General features: G+C 64.1%; 14 protein-coding genes. 5 read left to right on the forward strand and 9 right to left on the reverse strand.

What is annotated here, in order from left to right; all coding sequences use genetic code 11:
• Window positions 1-339: 339 nt before the first annotated feature.
• From ACUXVE_RS18550 to gap, 3 genes are all read right to left on the reverse strand, one after another.
• Window positions 340-1,716: a DUF3999 domain-containing protein gene (locus tag ACUXVE_RS18550; protein ID WP_445514923.1), complete on the reverse strand. Its 1,377-nt coding sequence runs from the start codon at window positions 1,714-1,716 to the stop codon at window positions 340-342.
• Entirely contained in the window at window positions 1,713-4,397 is a 2,685-nt protein-coding gene (locus tag ACUXVE_RS18555) for a DUF2339 domain-containing protein (protein ID WP_445514924.1), read from the reverse strand. Before ACUXVE_RS18555 ends, ACUXVE_RS18550 begins: the two co-directional genes overlap by 4 nt.
• A 127-nt stretch (window positions 4,398-4,524) precedes the next feature.
• A complete protein-coding gene (gene gap / locus ACUXVE_RS18560; RefSeq protein WP_025874252.1) occupies window positions 4,525-5,529 on the reverse strand; it encodes a type I glyceraldehyde-3-phosphate dehydrogenase in 1,005 nt (334 codons plus the stop codon).
• A 193-nt stretch (window positions 5,530-5,722) separates the two neighbouring features.
• Between gap and ACUXVE_RS18565 the strand changes: the two genes are divergently transcribed.
• The 3 genes from ACUXVE_RS18565 (at window position 5,723) to ACUXVE_RS18575 (ending at window position 8,527) form a co-directional block, all read left to right on the forward strand.
• Window positions 5,723-6,352 carry an OmpW/AlkL family protein gene (locus ACUXVE_RS18565; protein WP_093817890.1) on the forward strand — a complete coding sequence of 210 codons (630 nt, stop codon included), beginning with the start codon at window positions 5,723-5,725 and terminating at the stop codon, window positions 6,350-6,352.
• A gap of 545 nt (window positions 6,353-6,897) precedes the next feature.
• Entirely contained in the window at window positions 6,898-7,716 is an 819-nt protein-coding gene (locus ACUXVE_RS18570; protein WP_445514925.1) for a S1/P1 nuclease, read from the forward strand.
• A 10-nt stretch (window positions 7,717-7,726) separates the two neighbouring features.
• A complete protein-coding gene (locus ACUXVE_RS18575; RefSeq protein WP_312786498.1) occupies window positions 7,727-8,527 on the forward strand; it encodes an MBL fold metallo-hydrolase in 801 nt (266 codons plus the stop codon).
• A gap of 61 nt (window positions 8,528-8,588) precedes the next feature.
• Here ACUXVE_RS18575 and ACUXVE_RS18580 read toward each other — a convergent pair whose 3' ends face one another.
• The 6 genes from ACUXVE_RS18580 to ACUXVE_RS18605 all read right to left on the reverse strand — a co-directional run bounded on the left by ACUXVE_RS18580 (window position 8,589) and on the right by ACUXVE_RS18605 (window position 17,351).
• Window positions 8,589-9,044: a hypothetical protein gene (locus ACUXVE_RS18580; RefSeq protein ID WP_222388456.1), complete on the reverse strand. Its 456-nt coding sequence runs from the start codon at window positions 9,042-9,044 to the stop codon at window positions 8,589-8,591.
• Window positions 9,041-12,904, reverse strand: a complete 3,864-nt coding sequence (locus ACUXVE_RS18585; RefSeq protein WP_445514926.1) for an RHS repeat domain-containing protein — start codon at window positions 12,902-12,904, stop codon at window positions 9,041-9,043. The genes ACUXVE_RS18580 and ACUXVE_RS18585 overlap by 4 nt, the downstream gene beginning before the upstream one ends.
• A complete protein-coding gene (locus tag ACUXVE_RS18590) occupies window positions 12,901-14,949 on the reverse strand; it encodes a DUF6531 domain-containing protein (protein WP_222388454.1) in 2,049 nt (682 codons plus the stop codon). The genes ACUXVE_RS18585 and ACUXVE_RS18590 overlap by 4 nt, the downstream gene beginning before the upstream one ends.
• A gap of 269 nt (window positions 14,950-15,218) precedes the next feature.
• Window positions 15,219-15,779 (reverse strand): hypothetical protein, encoded by a 561-nt coding sequence (locus ACUXVE_RS18595; RefSeq protein ID WP_222388453.1) that lies wholly within the window; start codon window positions 15,777-15,779, stop codon window positions 15,219-15,221.
• Complete coding sequence (locus ACUXVE_RS18600) at window positions 15,779-16,993, reverse strand: M56 family metallopeptidase (protein WP_222388452.1); 1,215 nt, start codon at window positions 16,991-16,993, stop codon at window positions 15,779-15,781. Before ACUXVE_RS18600 ends, ACUXVE_RS18595 begins: the two co-directional genes overlap by 1 nt.
• A complete protein-coding gene (locus ACUXVE_RS18605) occupies window positions 16,986-17,351 on the reverse strand; it encodes a BlaI/MecI/CopY family transcriptional regulator (protein ID WP_222388451.1) in 366 nt (121 codons plus the stop codon). The genes ACUXVE_RS18600 and ACUXVE_RS18605 overlap by 8 nt, the downstream gene beginning before the upstream one ends.
• Window positions 17,352-17,467: 116 nt before the next feature.
• Here ACUXVE_RS18605 and ACUXVE_RS18610 point away from each other — a divergent pair, with 116 nt between their 5' ends.
• Both ACUXVE_RS18610 and ACUXVE_RS18615 read left to right on the forward strand, forming a co-directional pair.
• Window positions 17,468-18,025 (forward strand): flavin reductase family protein, encoded by a 558-nt coding sequence (locus tag ACUXVE_RS18610; protein ID WP_093817895.1) that lies wholly within the window; start codon window positions 17,468-17,470, stop codon window positions 18,023-18,025.
• Between the two features lie 32 nt (window positions 18,026-18,057).
• Window positions 18,058-20,010 carry an acetyl-CoA hydrolase/transferase C-terminal domain-containing protein gene (locus tag ACUXVE_RS18615; protein WP_222388450.1) on the forward strand — a complete coding sequence of 651 codons (1,953 nt, stop codon included), beginning with the start codon at window positions 18,058-18,060 and terminating at the stop codon, window positions 20,008-20,010.
• Window positions 20,011-20,082: the final 72 nt, after the last annotated feature.

Genomic DNA, 20,082 nt, shown 5'->3' on the forward strand with positions numbered 1-20,082 from the left:
CCCCCCCCCCGGGGTTTGGGGGGGGGGGCCCAAAAAAAACCACGCGGGGGCGCCCCCTTCTCCCCCCCCACACCCCCCCCCCCCCCCGACGGCCGTGGAGCGAAGCGACCCGCTTTGGCTCCTGCTCTTCTTTTTTTCTCTTCCGTGGGTGGACGCACACGGAAACTGTCAGAGGCCGGGCGGGTGGGCTGGGCAGGGGTGTCAGCCGCATGGATGCGGCTGCCAAGCCTACAAGGACGTACTTGCGGCGTCCCCTGCACAGTCCACCCGCCCGGCCAGACCACGGCTTCTGCTCTCAACGACTGCCCACCCACGAGGGGCTGCGCCGTTCGCCGCAAACTACGCCGAAGGCGACGGCTTCTGCTTCAGCAGGCTCAACGCCAGTCCACCCACAACCAGCACGCCCAGCCCCAGCAACGCCCACAGCAACCACGCCTTCCAGTCGTGCTGCGGCTTCAGCGCTGCGTCACCGGCGAGCGTCTCCGGACTGCCCTCCAAGCGTGCCAGCGTCGGCTGCCACGACGGATCATTGCGCTGCCGCAGTTCCTCGATCAGCACCGCGATCGGCGCCTCCGCGCGGCGCGCGGTGCTGCTGCCCACGGCCAGCGCGTAGGGTGCTGCGCCCTGGCTGAGGAACACCATCACTTCCGGTTGATAGCCCAAGCGCAGGGTCGGGGCGCTGGTGGTCTCCAACGGGCTCGCGACCAGCTTCCAGTAGCGGTCGCGGTACATGCCGCCCAACGGCTGTGCCGCCGATTGCTGGCGCTGGCCCGGCGCCCCCTGCTGCAGCTGATAGGCGATCCAGGGCGCGCTGCGGCGCTGCCATTCGGCGCTTTCGTCGTCGCGGCTGAACAGGGTCCACTGCACCAGGCTGTTGTCGGTGCTGGCCACGTCGGCCCGGGTCACCGGGAATCGACCATCCAGTTCAAAGGTGAATTCCCCCTTGCCCTGCGCGGTCGGTGTCAGCGACAGCCACTCCCAGGGCACCGTTGCCGGCGCCGGCGGCAGTTCGGCCAATACACTGCGCAGCTCCGGCAGTCGCGCCTCGCCCTGCGGCAGGATCCGCAGGTAGCGCACATTGCTGTCGACCTGCAGGCGTCGCTGCAGCAGGCGCTTGCCCGCACGCTGCAGGTCCACCAGGGGGACATCACGGGCGATCGACTGCCAGCGCTGCAGATCATCGCTGGCATCAAGCTGTACCTGCGCCTGCAGCGGCTGGCCACTTTCGGCCCAGTCCAGCACCAGCGCTGCCAGCGGCTGCTGGCCAAGCACGCTGGCATCGATCAACCAGCCGCCCTGCCCGTTCGCCACCGCACCACCACCAAGCCTGGCCTCGACCCGGCGCACACGGCCGTCGGTATCGCGCTCGGTCAGCAGCTGCAGGTCGTTGCGCTGGGCCTCGGCCAGTGGTGGCAGCGCGAACCACGGCAGTTCGCGCTGCACCGGCGGCTGCGCCAACGGCTGGTCCGGCGCCAGCAGCGCCGATGGCAATGCCTGGCCGGCAGCGTTGAACACCTGCAGATCGCCCAGATCAGCGGCGCCGGCGCGGCGGTAGATCGCCGGCTCCAGCACCACCCGATAGGCACCGGACTGCGCGCTGGACAGGCTCAGCGGCCACTGTTCGGCGTACTGCGCGCGGTAGTCGGTGGCCTGCGCGGCAACCGCACCGGCCACGCCGAACAGGACCGGCAGCAACGCTCGGCTCCACTTACTCATTGGTTTTCCTCCACGGTTGGCGGCGCGCTCGGCGGCGCGGGCGCCAGGTAGCCCACGACGGTGCACAGCAGGCCGTAGGCAATGAACGATGCGATTCCCAGCAGGTTGCCCAGATGCTGGCGGTCGATCAGCACCAGCTTGGCCAGCACCACGGCCATCAGCACGGCACCAACCATCCACAGCACACGCTGGCCGCGACGCGAGCCCCACACCCAGGCGATCACGCCCAGTACGCTCCACAACACGGTCAGGCTGGTCTGGGCCAGGCTGAAGCGGGCCATCGTCGGATTCCAGGCGACACCGCCCCAATGATGCACGCCATGCAGCACGGTGCTGGTCAACGCGATGAAACCGGCCACGGCCAGCACCGGCACACGCAACCGCTGCAGCTGCGCCGGTCCCTGCGGGTCATACAGCCAGCGCGCGATCAGCAGCAGGCTGACCCACTGTGCCAGTTCGGCAGGATTGAGCAGCGGCAACCACGGCAACGGCGTGGCATCGCCCGCCAGGGTCAGGCCGAACAACCAGGCCAGCGCCAGCACCGCAAAAATCACGCACTGCAGCGGCAGGCGCACCGGGTCAAACGCAGCACCCAGCGGCCAGCGCAGCACGTTCCAGCGCCACAGCGACAGCGCTGCCAGCAGCAACCACGGCAGGGTGACCAGCAACGCGGTCCAGCCCTGCGCCAGGCGCGCGTCGCCGCCGCCCCACAGGGCCAGCAGCGAAAGCAGCGACGGCCACAGCAGCCACCACAGGAACTGCGCGATACGGGCCACGCCACCACTGCCCTGCCGCAGGCACAGCAGGCTGCGCACGCCGAGCACGGCGAACACTGCCCATGCCAATGCGCCATAGCCGGCAAACGGCTGCTGGTGTGCATCGCTCTGCAGCAGCGCCAACGGGAAGCCCGCTGCCAGCATCACCAGCGCGGTCACGCCCAGCGCACGCGCCGGCATGCGGCGTTGCACCTCCGAGGTCAGCCAGGCGGTGACGGCGGCCAGCACCAACACCGCGTCGGCCTGCGCCGAATGCTGGAAGAAGCGGCCGATTTCATGCACCAGACCGCCCAACCACCACAGCAGGGCCCACAGGTAGTACGCCAGGGCGATGTCATGGCGCTGCCTGCGCTGATAGCTCCACGCCGCCGCGAAACCCGCCACGGCCAGCAGCAGTGCGCCGATCGCGGTCGGGTTGAGCAGGAAACGCTGGTCCTGGTGCCAATGGTCGGCGCCCACCACGAATGCGAACGCGGCGGCGAGCTGCAGCAGCGCACCGGTCACCTGCGGCAACCAGCGCTTCTGGCGCAACCCCAGCCACGCCAGGCCGGCGCCTTCCAGCGCGAACACCGCACCGGTGGCCCGCGCCGAGAATGCCAACGGCACCGCCAGCGTCGCAAAGCCCACCGCCAGTACCGCATGCGACTGCGCCAGCACCGTATACGATGCACGCGCGATCAGGGCCCGTGCCAGCAGCGCATAGATCGCTGCCAGGCCCAGCGCACACAGTGCCAGCGTCATCGGCTGTTCGTGCAGCATGCCGGCCTGCAACGAGAAGGCGATCAGCGGCGTGCCGAACACCAGGCTGCCGTCGACCAGATCGCGACGCCCGGCCGGCTGCCGGCGCGCATACAACAACGGAATCAGCAGATAGAAAACGAAGAACAGCAGCAGGAACGGCTCGGTACTGGCGAACTTGGCCGCGTCATACTGCAGCACGCCCCAGAAGGTGCCGATGCCGAAGGTGAACGCGAAACCCAGCAGGTTCAGCACACGCCACGGGCGATACCAGGCAATGGCGAAAATGCCCGCGTTGAGCACGGCGTAGTAGCTGAACAGCCCGACGTGGTTGCCACTGCCGGTGGACAGCCACAGCGGCGCCATGAAGCCGGCCAGGATGCCCAGCACCGCCAATGTGCGCGAGTTCTGCACGACCGCCAGCACGCACAGCCCCGCCACCAGCGCGATCGAGCTGGCAAAGGCGAAGCCGGGCGCGAGTAGATCGAAACGCTTGAAGGCAGCGAAGATGGTCAGCAGCAGTACGCCGATGGCGCCCCCCTGCAGGGCCAGCGCGAACATCCGCCGGCGCTCGCGCTGCTGCCAGCCGAAGGCCAGCAGGCCCAGCGCACCGACGGTGATGCCCGCCAGCCGCAGCTCGACCGGCACCACCAGCCAGCCCTGGTCGCTGACGTACTTGAGCAGCGCAGCAACGCCGGCCAACAGCACCAGCATGCCGATCTTGACCGGCACGTTGCCCTGGGTGAACCAGTGTTTGACCGCACCGATCGCGCGCTCGACCAGGTTCGGCAGGGCCGGTTCCGCTGGCAAGGGCGGCACTGCGGGCTCAGGTGGCAACGGCGGTGGCGGCGACGCACGCGCGGGCTGGGCCGGCGGCGCCAGCTCCTCGCGGGCGGCAACCGGCGGCGGGGCCGTGGCCGCCGTGGGCCGCAGGAACGGGGGCTCGCTGCCGGGCTCGCGCGATGTCGAAGGCACGCGCGGCGGCGCGGCCACGGCCGAGGGCGCACGGCCAAGTGTCTCTGCCGAAGTGGGCGCGACCTGCACGCTCTGTGCGGCCTCCAGCGCGGCGACCCGCCGGCGCAGGCCGGCAATCATCACCAGCGCCACCACCAGCAGCAGCGGTATCGCCAGCAGGACCAGTACTGCCAGGACCAAGAGTGCTTCCATTCCTCGCCTTCCAATGCGATCCCGCGCCACGATGGCGGCGGTCGACGGGCCCATGCTACGTCAGGCCGGGCCCCTTAAACGACGAACCCCGGCCAGGCCGGGGTTCGCGCGACGATCTTCGCAGGCCTTACTTGGCTGCGACGACCTTGGCCATTTCCAGGCACTTGTTGGAATAGCCCCACTCGTTGTCGTACCACGACACGAGCTTGACGAAGGTGCCGTCCAGCGCGATGCCGGCGTCTGCGTCGAACACCGAGGTGTGGGTTTCACCGCGGAAATCGGTGGCCACCACCTTGTCTTCGGTGTAGCCCAGGATGCCCTTCAGCGCGCCTTCGCTCTGTGCCTTCACTTCGGCGCAGATCTCGGCGTAGGTGGCTTCCTTTTCCAGCTCGACCGTCAGGTCGACCACCGACACGTCCGAGGTCGGGACGCGGAAGCTCATGCCGGTCAGCTTCTTGTTCAGCTCCGGGATGACCACGCCGACGGCCTTGGCGGCACCGGTGGAGGACGGAATGATGTTCTCCAGGATGCCGCGGCCGCCGCGCCAGTCCTTGTTGGACGGGCCATCGACGGTCTTCTGCGTGGCGGTGGCCGCATGCACGGTGGTCATCAGGCCGCGCTTGATGCCCCACTTGTCATTGATGACCTTGGCCAGCGGTGCCAGGCAGTTGGTGGTGCACGAGGCGTTGGAGATGATCGCCTGGCCAGCGTAGGTCTTGTCGTTCACGCCGAACACGAACATCGGCGTGTCGTCCTTCGACGGTGCCGACAGGATGACCTTCTTGGCGCCGGCATCGATGTGCTTCTGCGCACTGACCTTGTCCAGGAACAGGCCGGTGGCTTCGAGCACGACGTCAACGCCGACTTCGTCCCACTTCAGGTTGGACGGATCGCGTTCCTGGGTCAGGCGGATCTTCTTGCCGTTGACCAGCAGATCCTTGCCATCGACGGCTACGTCGGCCTTGAAACGGCCGTGCACGGAGTCGTACTTGAGCATGTAGGCCAGGTAATCCGGCTCCAGCAGATCGTTGATGGCCACGATTTCGATGTCGTCGCCGAAGTTCAGCACCGCCGAGCGCAGGACGTTACGCCCGATGCGACCGAAACCGTTGATACCAACCTTGATTGCCATGTTCTCAAGCTCCTGCAGCCGCGACAGGTGCGGCGGGGTGGATAGGGCCCACAAGTCTAGCAGGCCGGCCTTGACCACCGCCGGCCAAGCCCGCCGCCGGGACGGGGGCCGGACAGGATTTGATCCGGATCAAAGCGTTAGCGCGGCGTGAGGCCGAGACTGGCCACATCCACCCCGCAACGAGATCACCCCCATGCGCAAGACCTCCCCCCTGATCGTGGCCAGCCTGGCCGCCGCCCTGTCGCTGGCCGCCGCCCCGGCCATGGCCCAGTCCAAGGGCGACTGGACCGTTTCGGCTGGCGTGCACCAGGTCGCCCCGAAGTCGAACAACGGCTGGCTGGCCGGCGGCACGCTGAAGGTCGACGTCGACAACGACGTCAAGCCGACCATCACCGGTGAGTACTTCATCGCCGACAACCTGGGCATCGAAGTGCTCGCGGCGCTGCCGTTCAAGCACGACATCAACATCAACGGCCTGGGCCGAGTGGGCAGCACCAAGCAGCTGCCGCCGGTGGTCACCCTGCAGTACCACTTCAACAGCAAGGGCAAGGTGTCGCCGTTCGTGGGCGCCGGCCTGAACTACACGACCTTCTTCAGCGAAGACACCACCGGTGCGCTGGCGGGCAGCAAGCTGAAGCTGCAGGATTCGTGGGGCCTGGCCGCACATGCGGGCATCGACTTTGCGATTGGCGAGAAGGGCGCCCTGCGCGTGGACATGCGCTGGATCGACATCGACAGCAAGGTGAAGCTGGATGGCGAAAAGATCGGTACGGTCAACATCGATCCGCTGGTCTACGGCGCGTCCTACGTCTTCAAGTTCTAAGGGGTTGATTGGCGGGGGCTGCGCCCCCGCTCCCCCGCGACAGGCAAAACCCTCGCAGCATGTTGCCCCGGTATGTGTGTGCCGGGGCTTTTTTGTTGGTGCAGAGCGTGGATCTGCGTTTGGGCGGGGCAAGTGAATTGCTCAGGACACGCCGTAAATACGTCCATGTAGGCTCGATCGCCGCATCCATGCGGCGAACGGTCCTGAGCAATTCACTTGCCCCACCCCTTCCATTTTCCGCGCGCGCGCAGGCGCAAGCAGAAGCCGGCACCCGCATGACCCCAGTTGCCATCGGCCGGATGCGATCCTGCATTTGACTGTGATTCTGCTTTTGTCGTTTGCATCCGCCAACGCGGCCATGTTGGATGGTGGCTGCAGGGGCAGGCGCTGCGGGACCGTCCGCGGCATGAATGCCGCGGCCGAGCCTACAGGGACGTACTTGCGGCGTGTCCCGCAGCGCCTGCCCCTGCAGCCACCTGCCCAGCGAACAGGAACGCGCCGCTTTCCATCAACCACCCACCTTCCCCGCTGGCTAGAATGAGCGGATGAAAGCACTGCACTCCCTGTTCCTCGCCGCCGCCCTCGCGCCGGCCCTGCTGACCCTGTCCGCCCCCGCCCATGCCTGGGGCGCGCAAGGCCACCGCCTGGTCGCCGAAGTCGCCGACAGCCGCCTCAACCCGACCACGCGCGCTGAAGTCGACCGATTGCTGGCCACCGAACCCGGCGCCACCCTTGCCAGCATCGCGCCCTGGGCCGACCAGCTGCGCGCCAAGGACCCGGGCCTGGGCCGTCGCTCGGCCGGTTGGCACTACGTCAACATCGCCGAAGATGGCTGCCACTACGAGGCGCCGAAGCACTGCAAGAGCGGCAACTGCATCGTCGAAGCGCTGAAGGCGCAGAGCGCGATCCTCGGCGACCGCAGCCTGACCGATGGCGAGCGCCTGCAGGCACTGAAGTTCGTCGTGCATCTGGTCGGTGACATCCACCAGCCGATGCACGCCGGCTACGGCCACGACAAGGGCGGCAACGATTTCCAGCTGCAGTTCGGCAACCGCGGTACCAACTTGCACTCGCTGTGGGACAGCGGCATGCTCAATACCCGCAAGGTCGACGATGCCGGTTACCTGCCGGTGCTGCGCGCACTGCCGGCGCCGAAGCTGGCACGCCAGTCCAACCCGCAGCGCGATCCGGTCAGCTGGGCTGAAGCCAGCTGCCGCATTTCGGTGCAACCTGGCGTTTACCCTGCCTCGCGTAAGATCGGCGACGACTACACCGCGCGCTACCGGCCGGTGGCCGAAGCGCAGCTGCGACTGGCCGGTGAAAACCTGGCGCAGTTGCTGAACCGCGTGCTCGCCACACGCTGAGGAGTGCCCGATGTCGGTCCAGGTGCAATCGTTCTTCCACCGTGACAGCAACACCTTCAGCTACCTGGTCAGCGACCCGGCCAGCAGCGAGGCCGCGCTGATCGACCCGGTACTGGATTACGACCCGGATACCGACGCCAGCAGCGAATCGCCGGTGCGCGCGATGCTCGATGCCATCGCGCAACAGCAGCTGCACGTGCGCTGGCTGCTGGAAACCCACGCCCATGCCGACCACGTGTCGGCGGGGCGTCGACTGAAGCAACGGTTCCCGCAGGCGACGCTGGCCATCGGCGAAGGCATCCGTGCGGTGCAGGCCACGTTTGCACCGCGCTATGGCCTGCAGCTGCCCGAGGAACATGCCGTCTTCGATCACCTGTTCGCTGATGGCGAGACCTTCGCACTGGGTGAACTGCAGGGGCGCATCATCGCCGTACCCGGCCACACCAGCGACAGCATCGCCTATCTGATCGACGATGCGCTGTTCACCGGCGATTCGTTGTTCATGCCCGATGGCGGCACCGCACGCTGCGATTTCCCCGGCGGCGATGCTGCGCAGCTGTACCGCTCGATCCAGCGCCTGCTGGCCCTGCCCGATGCCACCCGCGTATTCGTCTGCCACGACTACGGCCCGGGCGGACGCGATTTCGCCAACGAAACCACCATTGGTGAACAGCGCGCGCACAACATCCACGTGCATGACGGCGTGGCCGAAGCCGAGTTCGTCAGCGTGCGCCAGGCCCGTGACGCGACGCTGGCCGAACCGGCGCTGATGCAGCCGGCGGTGAAGGCGAACATCCAGGGCGGGGCGTGAGGAATGCCAACAAGACGCTCAGGAGGCGAGCTCTGCTTGCCTCCTGAGCGATCACACGCGACTACCGACACACAGTTCCTGGTGTTGCTTTGGCGCCAGAGGCATTCACTCCGCTGACGATACGCTCGATGACAATCGCGCGCTTCGCCTTCGCAAGCTTCGCAAGCGACAGGCATATGCCTGCCTTCTGCACCGAATAGACCTCCGCTGCGATCTCGCTCACCTCCTCACTCGCCAGACCGTCGGCCACCCAGAAAAATTCAGCCAACGCATCCAATTGAGCACCGGAGAGCTTGCCCGCGCCCCGATCAACAACGCTGTGGACAGCAGGAATCACCACATCCTCAATGAACTCACCGCTCGATTCATCCGAACGATGGTCCTTCCTGTTGTATTCGGCAATCAATCTAGTCCCGATGACCACCAGGTCGGCACCCGCATCACGCGGCTGCGCTAGAGCAGGACACGCGAGAGTTGCAACAAGCCCAAACAGCAGCAATTTCTCACCCATTATCATGGCTTGTACTCCACTTCCAGTTCGATTTGCCCCCCATTCCTAAGGAGACCATTCATCAATGAGTCATGAACTTGATTATGGTATCCGCATACAACACCTACACAACCTTCGGTTCCCGGAACATTTCCGTCCGGATGAATTCGCAATAACTTCCTCCCGTCCTTGTCATCCAGATCCAAACTCCAACCATTGCCATCTGGACAGGTCATTGCTTTTGTACCGGAGCGGTTCCTCAAATTTCGACCACCGTACTTTCCTTCAGGCAGCTTTCCCTTGCCCCAAGGCCCGGAGACGGCAGGTACGCGTATCTCCTGCCTCCACTCCGGCAATCCAGAACCCTTCAGCGATGAATCGAGCGACGGAGGCGCATAGCGGTTGTAACCAACCAAACTCTCTCCGTCGAATACATAGCGATCAGCCAGACCCAATGGATCAACCAGATTGATGGGATCCCCGCGAACATAGGTATAGGGGTTGACACCGCCCCCCAACCCTATGGGATCACTCTGGAGATAGCGTCCTATGCCAGGGTCGTAGTCACGGAAGCCGTTGTACCAGAACCCCGTTTCGGCATCATAGTACTGTCCCGGGAATCCAAGGTTGAGTCCTCCCATCTGATCCAAGGTGACCGTTCTTCCATAGGCATAGTTGAAGGCGCGCCACACAACTTGACCAGACGCACCCGTTGCCAATGCGGGACGGCCAAGATGATCAGCATGGACCTGATAGGCTTGGTCTCCCTGCGTGACACCGACCACCACCTGGCCGAACCAGATATAGTTCTTCCACGCTCCAGTGCCGTCCTTCTCCGCAACAATCTGATTCTGCCCACCGTAAGCATAGGTGGCCATCCCCCCGGAACGCGACTTTCCGATACGCTGCCCTGTTCCGTTTATTGTGTAGCGCGTCTCCACGCCATTGACTTCAACGCGCTGCAGGCGATTGAATCCATCATAGTAGAAGACTCGCTGATCCCCGGCAGCGCTTTCTCCAACTCGGTTCCCCACTGAGTCGTAGATGTAGTGGCGATCGACATCCCCTAGACGGCTGGTTACATAGCCCACCAGTTGATTGCTTGTTTCTGCGAACTGGTAAGTTCGCAATGATCCCGCGTCGGAATGACTCAACCAATTTCCGTTTCCATCATAGGTCATGGAATGGGAAACGCCGTTGCGCTGAAGGGTGCCAATTCGCCCGGCTGCATCGTAGGCGATTGACTGGCTCATTGCGCCATCGATGTTGTCAATGATGGAACTTATCCTTCCCGCGCCGTCATAAGTATAGGAGATGTCATCAAGCACAGTCGTTTGGTTCGCGGAAAGCACCCTACGCCCATCCAACCTTCCTGCCGAATCATAATGTCGTCGATGTGCCACCCCGTTACCCATGATCCATCCAGTCAAACCACCGTTCGCCGCATAAGTCGCATCGGTGATGAACTCCTTGTTCCAGCCAGCACCACGCGCTGAGAGTGATCTGAGCCATGCGCCGTTGTATCCATACGTTACAACCATGCCGTCCGGGTAAACCATCTCAGACAACCTTCCCGCAGCATCGTAGGAGAAAGCCGTTCGCGCAACTGCCAAACCAGGAACCGCAGGCTGCTCTTCGCGATAGGCCATCTGTCCATCCTGAGCGTATCCAATTTTCAATGTAGAGTCGGCAACGGTGGCAGTGCATAGCCTGCCCACGCCATTCGGGCATGCATCGTAGTCCAGTATTCGTTCATCAGAACCAGACGAGATTGAACGAACACGGCCGAGCGCATCATAGATTGCACTGACGATCACTCCATCAGCCCGCGTGGTACTCATGACTCTCGACGGCGGAGTGTATGAAAGGGTGGTTACCCCAGTATCTGGACTCTCCTGCCGCCAGAGACGATCGAATCCATCGCGGACGTAATGCGTGATCAGGCCCTTGGCATCGGTGAGTGCGGTGATGCTGTCCAACGCATTGTACTGGTAGCGAATGATTGCTCCGGCACCGTTCCTCGAGCTCGCGCGCCGCCCGAGTGCATCGTAAGTGTAGACCTCGCTTTCACCCTTCCCGTTGATCCGCTCAACAACGTTACCGTTGCCATCAAATCGTTGACGGTAAATTGTTCCATCACCTTCAACACGCGCAATCATCCGGCCGAGCTCGTCGTAACTGTAGGTGATCCGCGAGAGCACCTCCCCTGGCTGGACACCGGCCACCGTCGACACGGCCGTCTCCGCGATATTCTCACCCCGACTCATCAGCCACAGGCGCATGCCGGCGGTAGTTACATTGGTCAGAGCGACACTGCCGCTCGGCCCAGACGCCAACTGAGTGCCCGCTCCATTGCCAACAGCCCCCCAAAGCTGCGCATCGCCTTCGGAGACGAGCCACTGGACCGTCGTGGAGCAGGTCGACTGTCCCCATGGAATCGTGCACGGACTCGGGCTCGCAGAGATGCTGCCTACCGGTGCCGGCTGGACGCGATACGTGCCAGACGAACCGATCAGGCTGTTCGCTCCTCCAACAGGCGAGATACCGTGGACATACAGCGGTTGCCCAACCTGCTCACGACGCTGGGCATAGTTCAGCGGAATGGTGAAGCGGTAATTTGTGCCGGACGCCTTGCATGCCGTGGCTACGGCGGGTTCACTGACCTGATCGGCGCGGGCACTGGCGAGAAATACTCCTCCCTGCCCTGCCGCACCACGGACATACAGATGAACGTCGATGGGATCATTGCGGCTTGTGCTGCAAGCCCAGCCACGCAATGACGTTCCATCACTTGAGAGTCCATCAATGTTGCCGGTGACGACCGAAGGAGGCGCGGTCACTGTGACAGCCACGTTGGTGGTGTAGACACCGAACCACTCCACCCCGTCTTGCACCATCTGCCACTGGAAGTTGTACACGCCTGGCGTGGTTGGGGCACGCAGCTGGGCATTGATTACCGCCGTGGCGCCTGGACCAATGTCACCAGGTAACGCAAGGCGATGACTGCCCCATACGGTGCTATTGTTCAGCGCGCCCAGCGCGTAGCCCGCGGCCGGACTCCACGTAGTGTTTCCGGCATTGTTCATGCGCAGGGAGACGTTGTATGTCTTCCCTGCTTCCATCTGCGAAGGCACGTTCTGATCAATAAAATGCGCCTTGTTGATCGGACCATTCACCCACAGTGTCGCCAGACCTGACGAAGCACCGAAGCGCCCGACGCCGTTCCGCATCATCTGCAACTGGAATCCATATTCGCCAGGTGGGGGAGTGGTCACATTGATATTGAAAGTGACCGTCTGCCCTGGAGCGACCGGCTGCGGCACAGGAACATTGGAGAATGACCACGTGCTGGCGTAGCTATCATGCGCTCCTCCCAGCTGATATTCATTGCCTGCCGGCCAAGTGGTATTTCCGCTGTTGCGCACCGTCGCGGTGAACGTATAGGGCGTGCGATGCTGCAGGGGACCAGGGATTGTCGAACCGACGAACTCGGCGCCGTCGAAAGGTGCCGGAGGTGCATTGACCGTAATTGGACCGACCGCCGATACCAACGACCGTCGAGTCTGATCGCCATCGGGAAGATTGCGCACCGCATCGGCACGCAGTTCGTAGTAATAGGTCCCCGGGCTGAGACCTGCCTCGCGATATACACCACCCGCCTGGATGGTCACCACAATGCCATTGCGCAACAGCCTCAGCCCATCGATGTACTCCGCCTTGGGACCTGTGGTGGTGACTCCCCAATTCACCTTCAACTCGAACACTGCGGGGGCCTGGTAGCTGTTGGTTGGAGGGCCGTCCAGCCTGATCCATCCCTCGGCGGAGGCACTTCCAACCGCTACAATCAACAGCAGGGCTCCGAGAACAATGCGGAAAAGCGCGGTCATGGCTGAGTCCCTCGGCCCGGATCGGCGAACACCCGCTGTATGGTTTCGCTGACAGGAAGTGACAGTGCGTTATACGTGTACCGGGTCTCCGCAAAACTCCCGCCTGGCTCCGGCATTGACGTAGAGAGCAGGCGCCCGGCCACGTCGTAGAGATTGGAAATGCGGACACCATCCGGGCCAGTTACTGAGGCAAGCTTGCCAAAGGCATCGTACTCGTACCGGGTAGTCCGCGTTCCAGCGGCCAGTTCAAGCCGCACCTCGGCAGGTCGTCCTCGTGAGTCATAGGTGAAATTCGTACGCACGCCATTCTCGTCAATCGAATAGCCGGGATATCCGTAGCCCGTGTAGTCGCCCATGACGACGGCGTGCCCAAGGCTGTTCTCGATCCGCACCAGATCGCCCATGCTCGAATAGGTCGATATCACCGCATCACCTGCCCCTGGGCCCGGCCCATCCTCGACCATCCTGCTTACCAGGCCATTGGGATGCAGCTGATAGCTGAAGGTAGTTGTCTGAACCTCCCCCTGTGCATTGCCGGGTACCAGGTTCTTCTCAGACCTGGAGGTCAATCGATTATTGCCGTCATAGGCGTAACTGGTCTCCAGCACGCCCTGCAGAGTCTCGGAGGAGATCCGATTGCTCTGCTCGTCCCACTCGTAGATCGCTACACGCGCCACGGGAGTTCCACTCGCCTCCTCGCGACGAAGAAGGTGCCCATGGGCGTCATATTGGTAGCGGGTCAGGTTCCCTTCGAAATCGGACGTGAGCGATTTATTCCCATTGTCGTCGTAATGTGTCTCGCCAACCCCTGCGGCACAATTGGCCGACGGAAGTCCTTCGATGGCGACCAGTCTCCTGTCCTTGAAACGATAGCGGGCGACCTTTCCCAGCGGGTTGGTCTCCACGGTAACGCTCTCTCCATTGGCTCCCGGTTCATACGCGAAACCAAACCGCTCGACGCCCCCCGTATGCGCCGTCGAAGTCGCTCGGTTCTTCTCGTCGTACGTGAACATTGAGTAGCGGCGACCATTGATCGACTTCCCCGTGAGCAGCGGTAGTCCGTAGGTCTGCCCCAACTCCTTGTACAGGTAGTGATACTTGACCGTGGTGGCAGGAGTGCCGTTGTAGGTAACCGACTCCAGGAACCCGTACACGTCCTGGGTGTAGCCGTAATCAATGGTGTTTCCCTGCGGGTCCCGCACCTTGATCACACGCGGATCAACGCCAGTCTGCGCATTTTTCTGGATCCACGTGAACTCCATATAGCGGCCATTGCTATGGGTGACACGCTGCAGCTGGGCACCTTCAGGACCACCGTAACTCAAGGTCCAGCGCACTCCATTGGCGTTTCGGATCTCCACCATTCTGGTGCCTTCGTAGGTCTCCGTAGTCAGGTCGGGGCTCAGGTAGATCCACTTTCCGCCCGCAACTGACTTCAATTGCCCACTCTGCTGAGCACCATCCTCCCGGTAAATACCGTCTCCCCCTCGCTTGAATACCAGATAGCGACCGTCGGGGCGGCGCATGCGCGCCTCGTTCGAGTCTGTGTAGACGACCAACTGCCGATCAAGGTTGCTGTACCACGTGTCGAAGATGTTGAAGCGATCCATCACAGCCGAGTTGAAGGTGCGCTCGAGCGTCAATGGCATCTCACCACCGCCGGTGAAATCCAGTTCGGTTTCCACCTTCGTACCGGTGCGAAGAACCACCGGGTTGCCACTCTTGGGGCACTCGTCGGCGGCATCCTTCCCCGACTGGTCCGGCTCTCCCTTACTGGGTTCGACGAAGTCATCCCATTGATTTGGCCTAGGGAAAAGATTTGAAGGAACGCCCCAGAGCGCCATGAACCCATCCAGTCGCCCAGGCACTACACCGTCGGGGACAGCATCCACACGGGGAAGGTTGGTGATGCCCTGTCCTGCGCCCGAGCCGGCACCACCCGCTCCCGGCTGATTCTGGATGATGCGCCCGTCAGCCTCAGCAGATGCCAAGCAGACAATGACGCTCAACAGTGCAGCGGAAAAAGGATAGAGTTCGCGACACATCCGCCACGTAGCGGCTCCCTGGGTGCGTCGAGTGGGCAGGAGGCAGGACATCAAGCGGAATGCCGAATCCATACGTATTCCCTCGCATGGATTCGCGCACGCGCCATCCATGACGTCGTCAACACGTTGATACTGCGATTGATCCGCCAAGCACTGGCGGCTCCCCTGGGTAGGGCGTTGCGCCCCCAAGCCCCAGCCGCCTACATACGCCCGAAACCGGCCATTGTCAACAACCGTTACATCACCGTATCCGACAGCATGGCCTGCCGCTACCGCCCCTCCCTCCGCACCACATGCTGGCCCTTTACGATCTCGAAGGTGAAGGCATACAGCAGGCTCACCGGCACCGGTTCGACGCGCTCGGCGCCATGGCAGTCGCCACGGTCGCTCGGCACCTTGCCGGGGGCGAAGTGGCATACCGCGGCGGGCGAATACTTCCACATCGCCACCGCCTCCTGCGCAGCCTGCAACAGCGGCGCATTCTCGCTCGCCGCGCCTGCCGCGCATTCGCTGCGGTCGACCAGCGCCAGGCTTCGCTCGACAGCGCCTTCGGCATCGATCACCACCTGCAGGCAGATCGTGGTCGGCGCCAGCTCGGTGCGCGGGTCACGATCACCGATCTGCGGATCCGGCGCCGCATACAGCTGCGGCATCCGATAGCCTTCGGTCGCGCCCAGCGTGTACGCCTGCACCTGGCCGCTGTCGCCTTTCCCTTCCGCATGCAGGCGCTGATGGCCGACACTCTCATTGCGGGTATCGACGGTGGTCAACCGTTCCTGGGTGGCGCAGCCTGCCAGCATCCCCACTGCCAACAGCAGCGCGATGCGCATCACCTGGCGGTCTCCGTCACGTCGTCGCTCTCATCCATGGCGAAGGTGATCGGAATGCGTACTGCGCCCGCCACCGGCTTGCCGTTCTTCAGCGCCGGGCGATAGGTCCAGCTTCGCGCTGCTGCAATCGATACCGCTTCGAACACGCCCGGATTGGTGGCACTCACTACACGCACATCGCTGACAGCACCCTGCGCATCAACGTCGACGCGGAGCACCACCACGCCTGTCTGACTCTGCTCGAACGCGCTCTTCGGGTAGCTCGGTGGTGGCATCTTGTCGACCCGGATCTCGCGATCCATGACGGCCACGGTTGGGCCGGCCGCCATTGCGCCACTCTGGCTGGCCCACGCCACCGCCCCCACCCCCAGGCACAACCCGACCACCAACACCTGCCCCGACACCCACGGCAATGCCTTCCGCTTGGACTGCTTCAACATGGCGATACGCTCCTTCAACACGGGTTGGCTGCGCCAGTGGCATACCGCCGGCGCAACCGGGTGGACCAGCTGCGCCTTCAGCAGCGTGCTGGCGTAGAGGCCGCGCAGCGCAGGCTGCGGGGCGATGGTGCGGGCATCGCAGGCCAGTTCCTGGTCACGCAGGAAACGGCGTGCGGCCCATGGCAGCAGCGGATGGAACCAGAACACCGCGCGCATCAGCAGCAGTACGCCGTTGGCCCAGTGATCGCCATTGCGACGATGGCTGTGCTCGTGCTGCAGGATCAGTGCCTGCTCCTGTGCAGTGAACTGCTGGTCGAAATCGGGGCCGACCACGATGCGCGGCCGCCACAGGCCCACCAGCGCCGGCAGCCCGGGATCGCCACTGGCCTGCCAGCTGCCATCGGCGCGTGCCTGCAGGGCGCCCATGCCGCGTTCGAAGCGGCGCTGTGCGCGCAGGTCGCGCAACAGGCAGACGCCCGCGCCCAGCGCCCACACCACCAAAAGCAGCAAGGGCCATTGCAGAGATGACGCAGGCAGGCCCTCCACTGCTCCCGGCACCACCTTCAGCGGCAAGGTCGGCACATGCTGCAACAGCGCGACCTGTGGTAGGGGAATCAACAGCGTGGCCGACAGCAGGGGCAGCAGCCACCAGCTACGGTAGGCCAGCCCGGCGCCGCCCAATCGCACCAGCAACGGCCGCGTCACCGCCAGCAGGACCACGCCCACCGCCAACCACAAGCTGGCCTGCCACAGTCCGTCGAGCAGCTCATTCATGGTCCAGCTCCTGGATCAGCTTCTTCAGTTCGGCGATGTCCTGCGCGCTGAGCTGGCCGCGTTCGCTGAAGTGCGCCACCAGCGGCGCCACCCGGCCCTCGAAGACACGGCCGAGGAAGTCCTGGCTCTGCGCCTCCACCCAGGCCTGGCGCTGCAGCAGCGGCCGGTACAGGTAGCGCCGGCCATCGCGCTCGGCGGCGATCGCGCCCTTGGTCAGCAGGCGGTTGAGCAGGGTCTTGATGGTCGGCTCGGCCCAGTCGCGGTGCGCCAGTGCGGCCACCACCTCGTCGGCGCTACGCGGTGCCTGCTGCCACAGCACCTCCATCACAACGGCTTCGGCTTCGCTGATCGGGGTCATGGTTTACATCCGTAATCGACAATTCGATTACGGGCGTAATCGGATCAATTGTCAAGCCTCGACTCCAGGTTCATCGCGCCTGCGCCAGCATCGATTCCTCCCGCTCCAGGCCCCGCATGAAGGCGCTGCCCAAGAAAGATTTCCCGGTCGAGCAGGCCCGGCGCTTCCTCGAACCCGGTCCGATCGTGCTGGTCAGCACCGCCTGGCAAGGCCAGCGCAACCTGATGACGATGGGCTGGCACATGGTGATGGGCTTCTCGCCCTCGCTGGTGGCCACCTACCTGTGGAACGAGAACCATAGCTTCAGCCTGGCCCGCAGCAGCGGCGAATGCGTGATCAACATCCCGGGCGTGGAGCTGCTGGACACGGTGGTCGATATCGGCAACTGCAGCGGCCGTGACGTGGACAAGTTCGAACGGTTCGGCCTGGATGCGATGCCAGCGCGGGAGGTGGGGGCGCCGCTGGTGGGGCAGTGCCATTCCAGCTTCGAGTGCCGCCTGCATGACGACAGCCAGGTCGAATCGAGCAACCTGTTCATCTGGGAAATCGTGCGCGCCCATGTTGCGCCTCGCCCCAAGCTGCCACGCACGGTGCATTACCGGGGCGATGGGCAGTTCATGGTGTCCGGTGCCGAAGTCTCGCGTCGACGGCGGTTCAAGCCCGACATGCTGTAATGCCAGCACTCCCCAAAGCAGGACCGCCCCGGATGACCGAACACCTCACCGACCTCGACGCCGCCGTTGACTGGCTGTTTGCGCGCGTGGATGGGCCGCTGCGGATCGGTGCGCCGCTGGCGCTGGGTAAACCACACCGCCTGCTCAACGCCCTGTATGCGCGCGTCGAACAGGACCCGTCGCGGCCGCTGCAGCTGTATACCGCGCTGTCACTGAACCCGCCGCAGGCAAAGGGCAACGGCCTGGAAGCGCGTTTCCTGGCGCCGTTCGCGGCCCGCCATTTCGGTGAAGACTTCCCGCGCCTGGCCTACGCCGATGCAATCGCCCGCGACGCGCTGCCGGCACACGTGCAGGTGGAAGAGTTCTACATGCAGTCCGGTGCCCTGCTCGCTTCGCGGCAGGCGCAATCCAGCTACACCAGCCTCAACTACACCCACGCTGCCGACGCCGTCGCCCAGCGTGCGCCGCAGGTGATCGTGCAGAAAGTGGCGATGCGCCCGGACGACCGGCGCCTTTCGCTGTCCTGCAACAACGACATCACCCAGGACACGCTGGACGCGATGACCGCACGCGGCCTACCGCGCCCGCTGCTGGTCGCCGAGATCGATCCGCAGCTGCCCTATCTGGGCGGCACCGCCACGGTCGACGTGTCCTTCTTCGATCTGGTCATCACCCCGCCAGCGCCGTATCCGGCGTTGTTCGGCCTGCCACGGCAACCGGTGGCCGACGCCGACTACGCCATCGGCCTGTATGCCAGCACCCTGGTGCGCGACGGGGGCACCCTGCAGATCGGCATCGGCACCCTGGCCGATGCACTCAGCCACGCATTGGTACTGCGCCACACCGACAACGCGCGCTACCGCCGCGTGTTGAACGCGCTGGATCCGCAACTGGCCAGCCATCCGCTGGTACAGGAGATCGGCGGACTGGACCCATTCGAGATCGGCCTGTACGGCTGCAGCGAAATGCTCAACGAGGGTTTCCGCCGGCTGGTGCAGACCGGTGTGATCAAGCGCAAAGTGCATGACGACCTGGCACTGATGCAGCGCATCGAGAATGGCAGCACGCTGTCCATCGACCATGCCACGTTGGAGGCTGAGGGCGAATACCTGCACGGCGCGTTCTACCTGGGCTCATCGGAATTCTATGAGTGGCTGCGCACCCTGCCCGAGGACGAATGCCGGGCGATCGGCATGCGCCGCATCAGCGAGATCAACCAGCTGTACGGTGGCAACGAAACGCTGGAGCGCCTGCAGCGGCGTCACGCCCGCTTCTTCAATTCCTGCATGATGGCCACCGCGCTTGGCGCGGCAGTATCCGATGCACTGGAAGATGGCCGTGTGGTTTCCGGCGTGGGTGGCCAGTACAACTTCGTGGCGATGGCGCACGCCCTGCCGGAAGCGCGCAGTGTGCTGATGTTCCGCGCTGCCCGTGATGACCGCGGCCAGCGCGAATCCAACGTGCGCTGGAACTACGGGCACACGACCATTCCGCGCCACCTGCGTGACATCTATCTCAACGAGTACGGCATCGCCGACGTGCGTGGCCTGACCGACGACGACTGCGTGCACGCGATGACGGCCATCACCGAAGCACCGTTCCAGGGCGCCCTGCTGCAGCAGGCCTTTTCGGCACGCAAGCTGGCCGCCACGGCGCAACCTGATGCGCAGCGGCTGCAGCGCAATACACCCCAGGCGCTGGCGGCGGCGCTGGCGCCGTTCCGCAACGATGGCACCCTGCCCGATTACCCGTTGGGCAGCGACTTCACCGAGATCGAACAGGTACTGGTGAAGGCACTGGGCTGGCTGAAGGCCAATACACAGACGCGCGGCAGCAAGCTGCGTACCGTGTGGGACGCGCTGTGGCAGCCTGCAGGTGATGGTGACGCGGTGTATCTGCAGCGGATGGAACTGCAGTCGCCCAAGGACTTCGGCGAACGGCTCAATGCACGGTTGTTGAGGCTGGCCCTGGCGCGCACCGCGTGATCGCGCGGAGGGTAGCGCCGGGCCATGCCCGGCGGACAACGATCAGCGCCAACCAAGGTTGGCACCTACCGC

This window comes from Stenotrophomonas sp. 3(2025) (genome assembly GCF_052665395.1).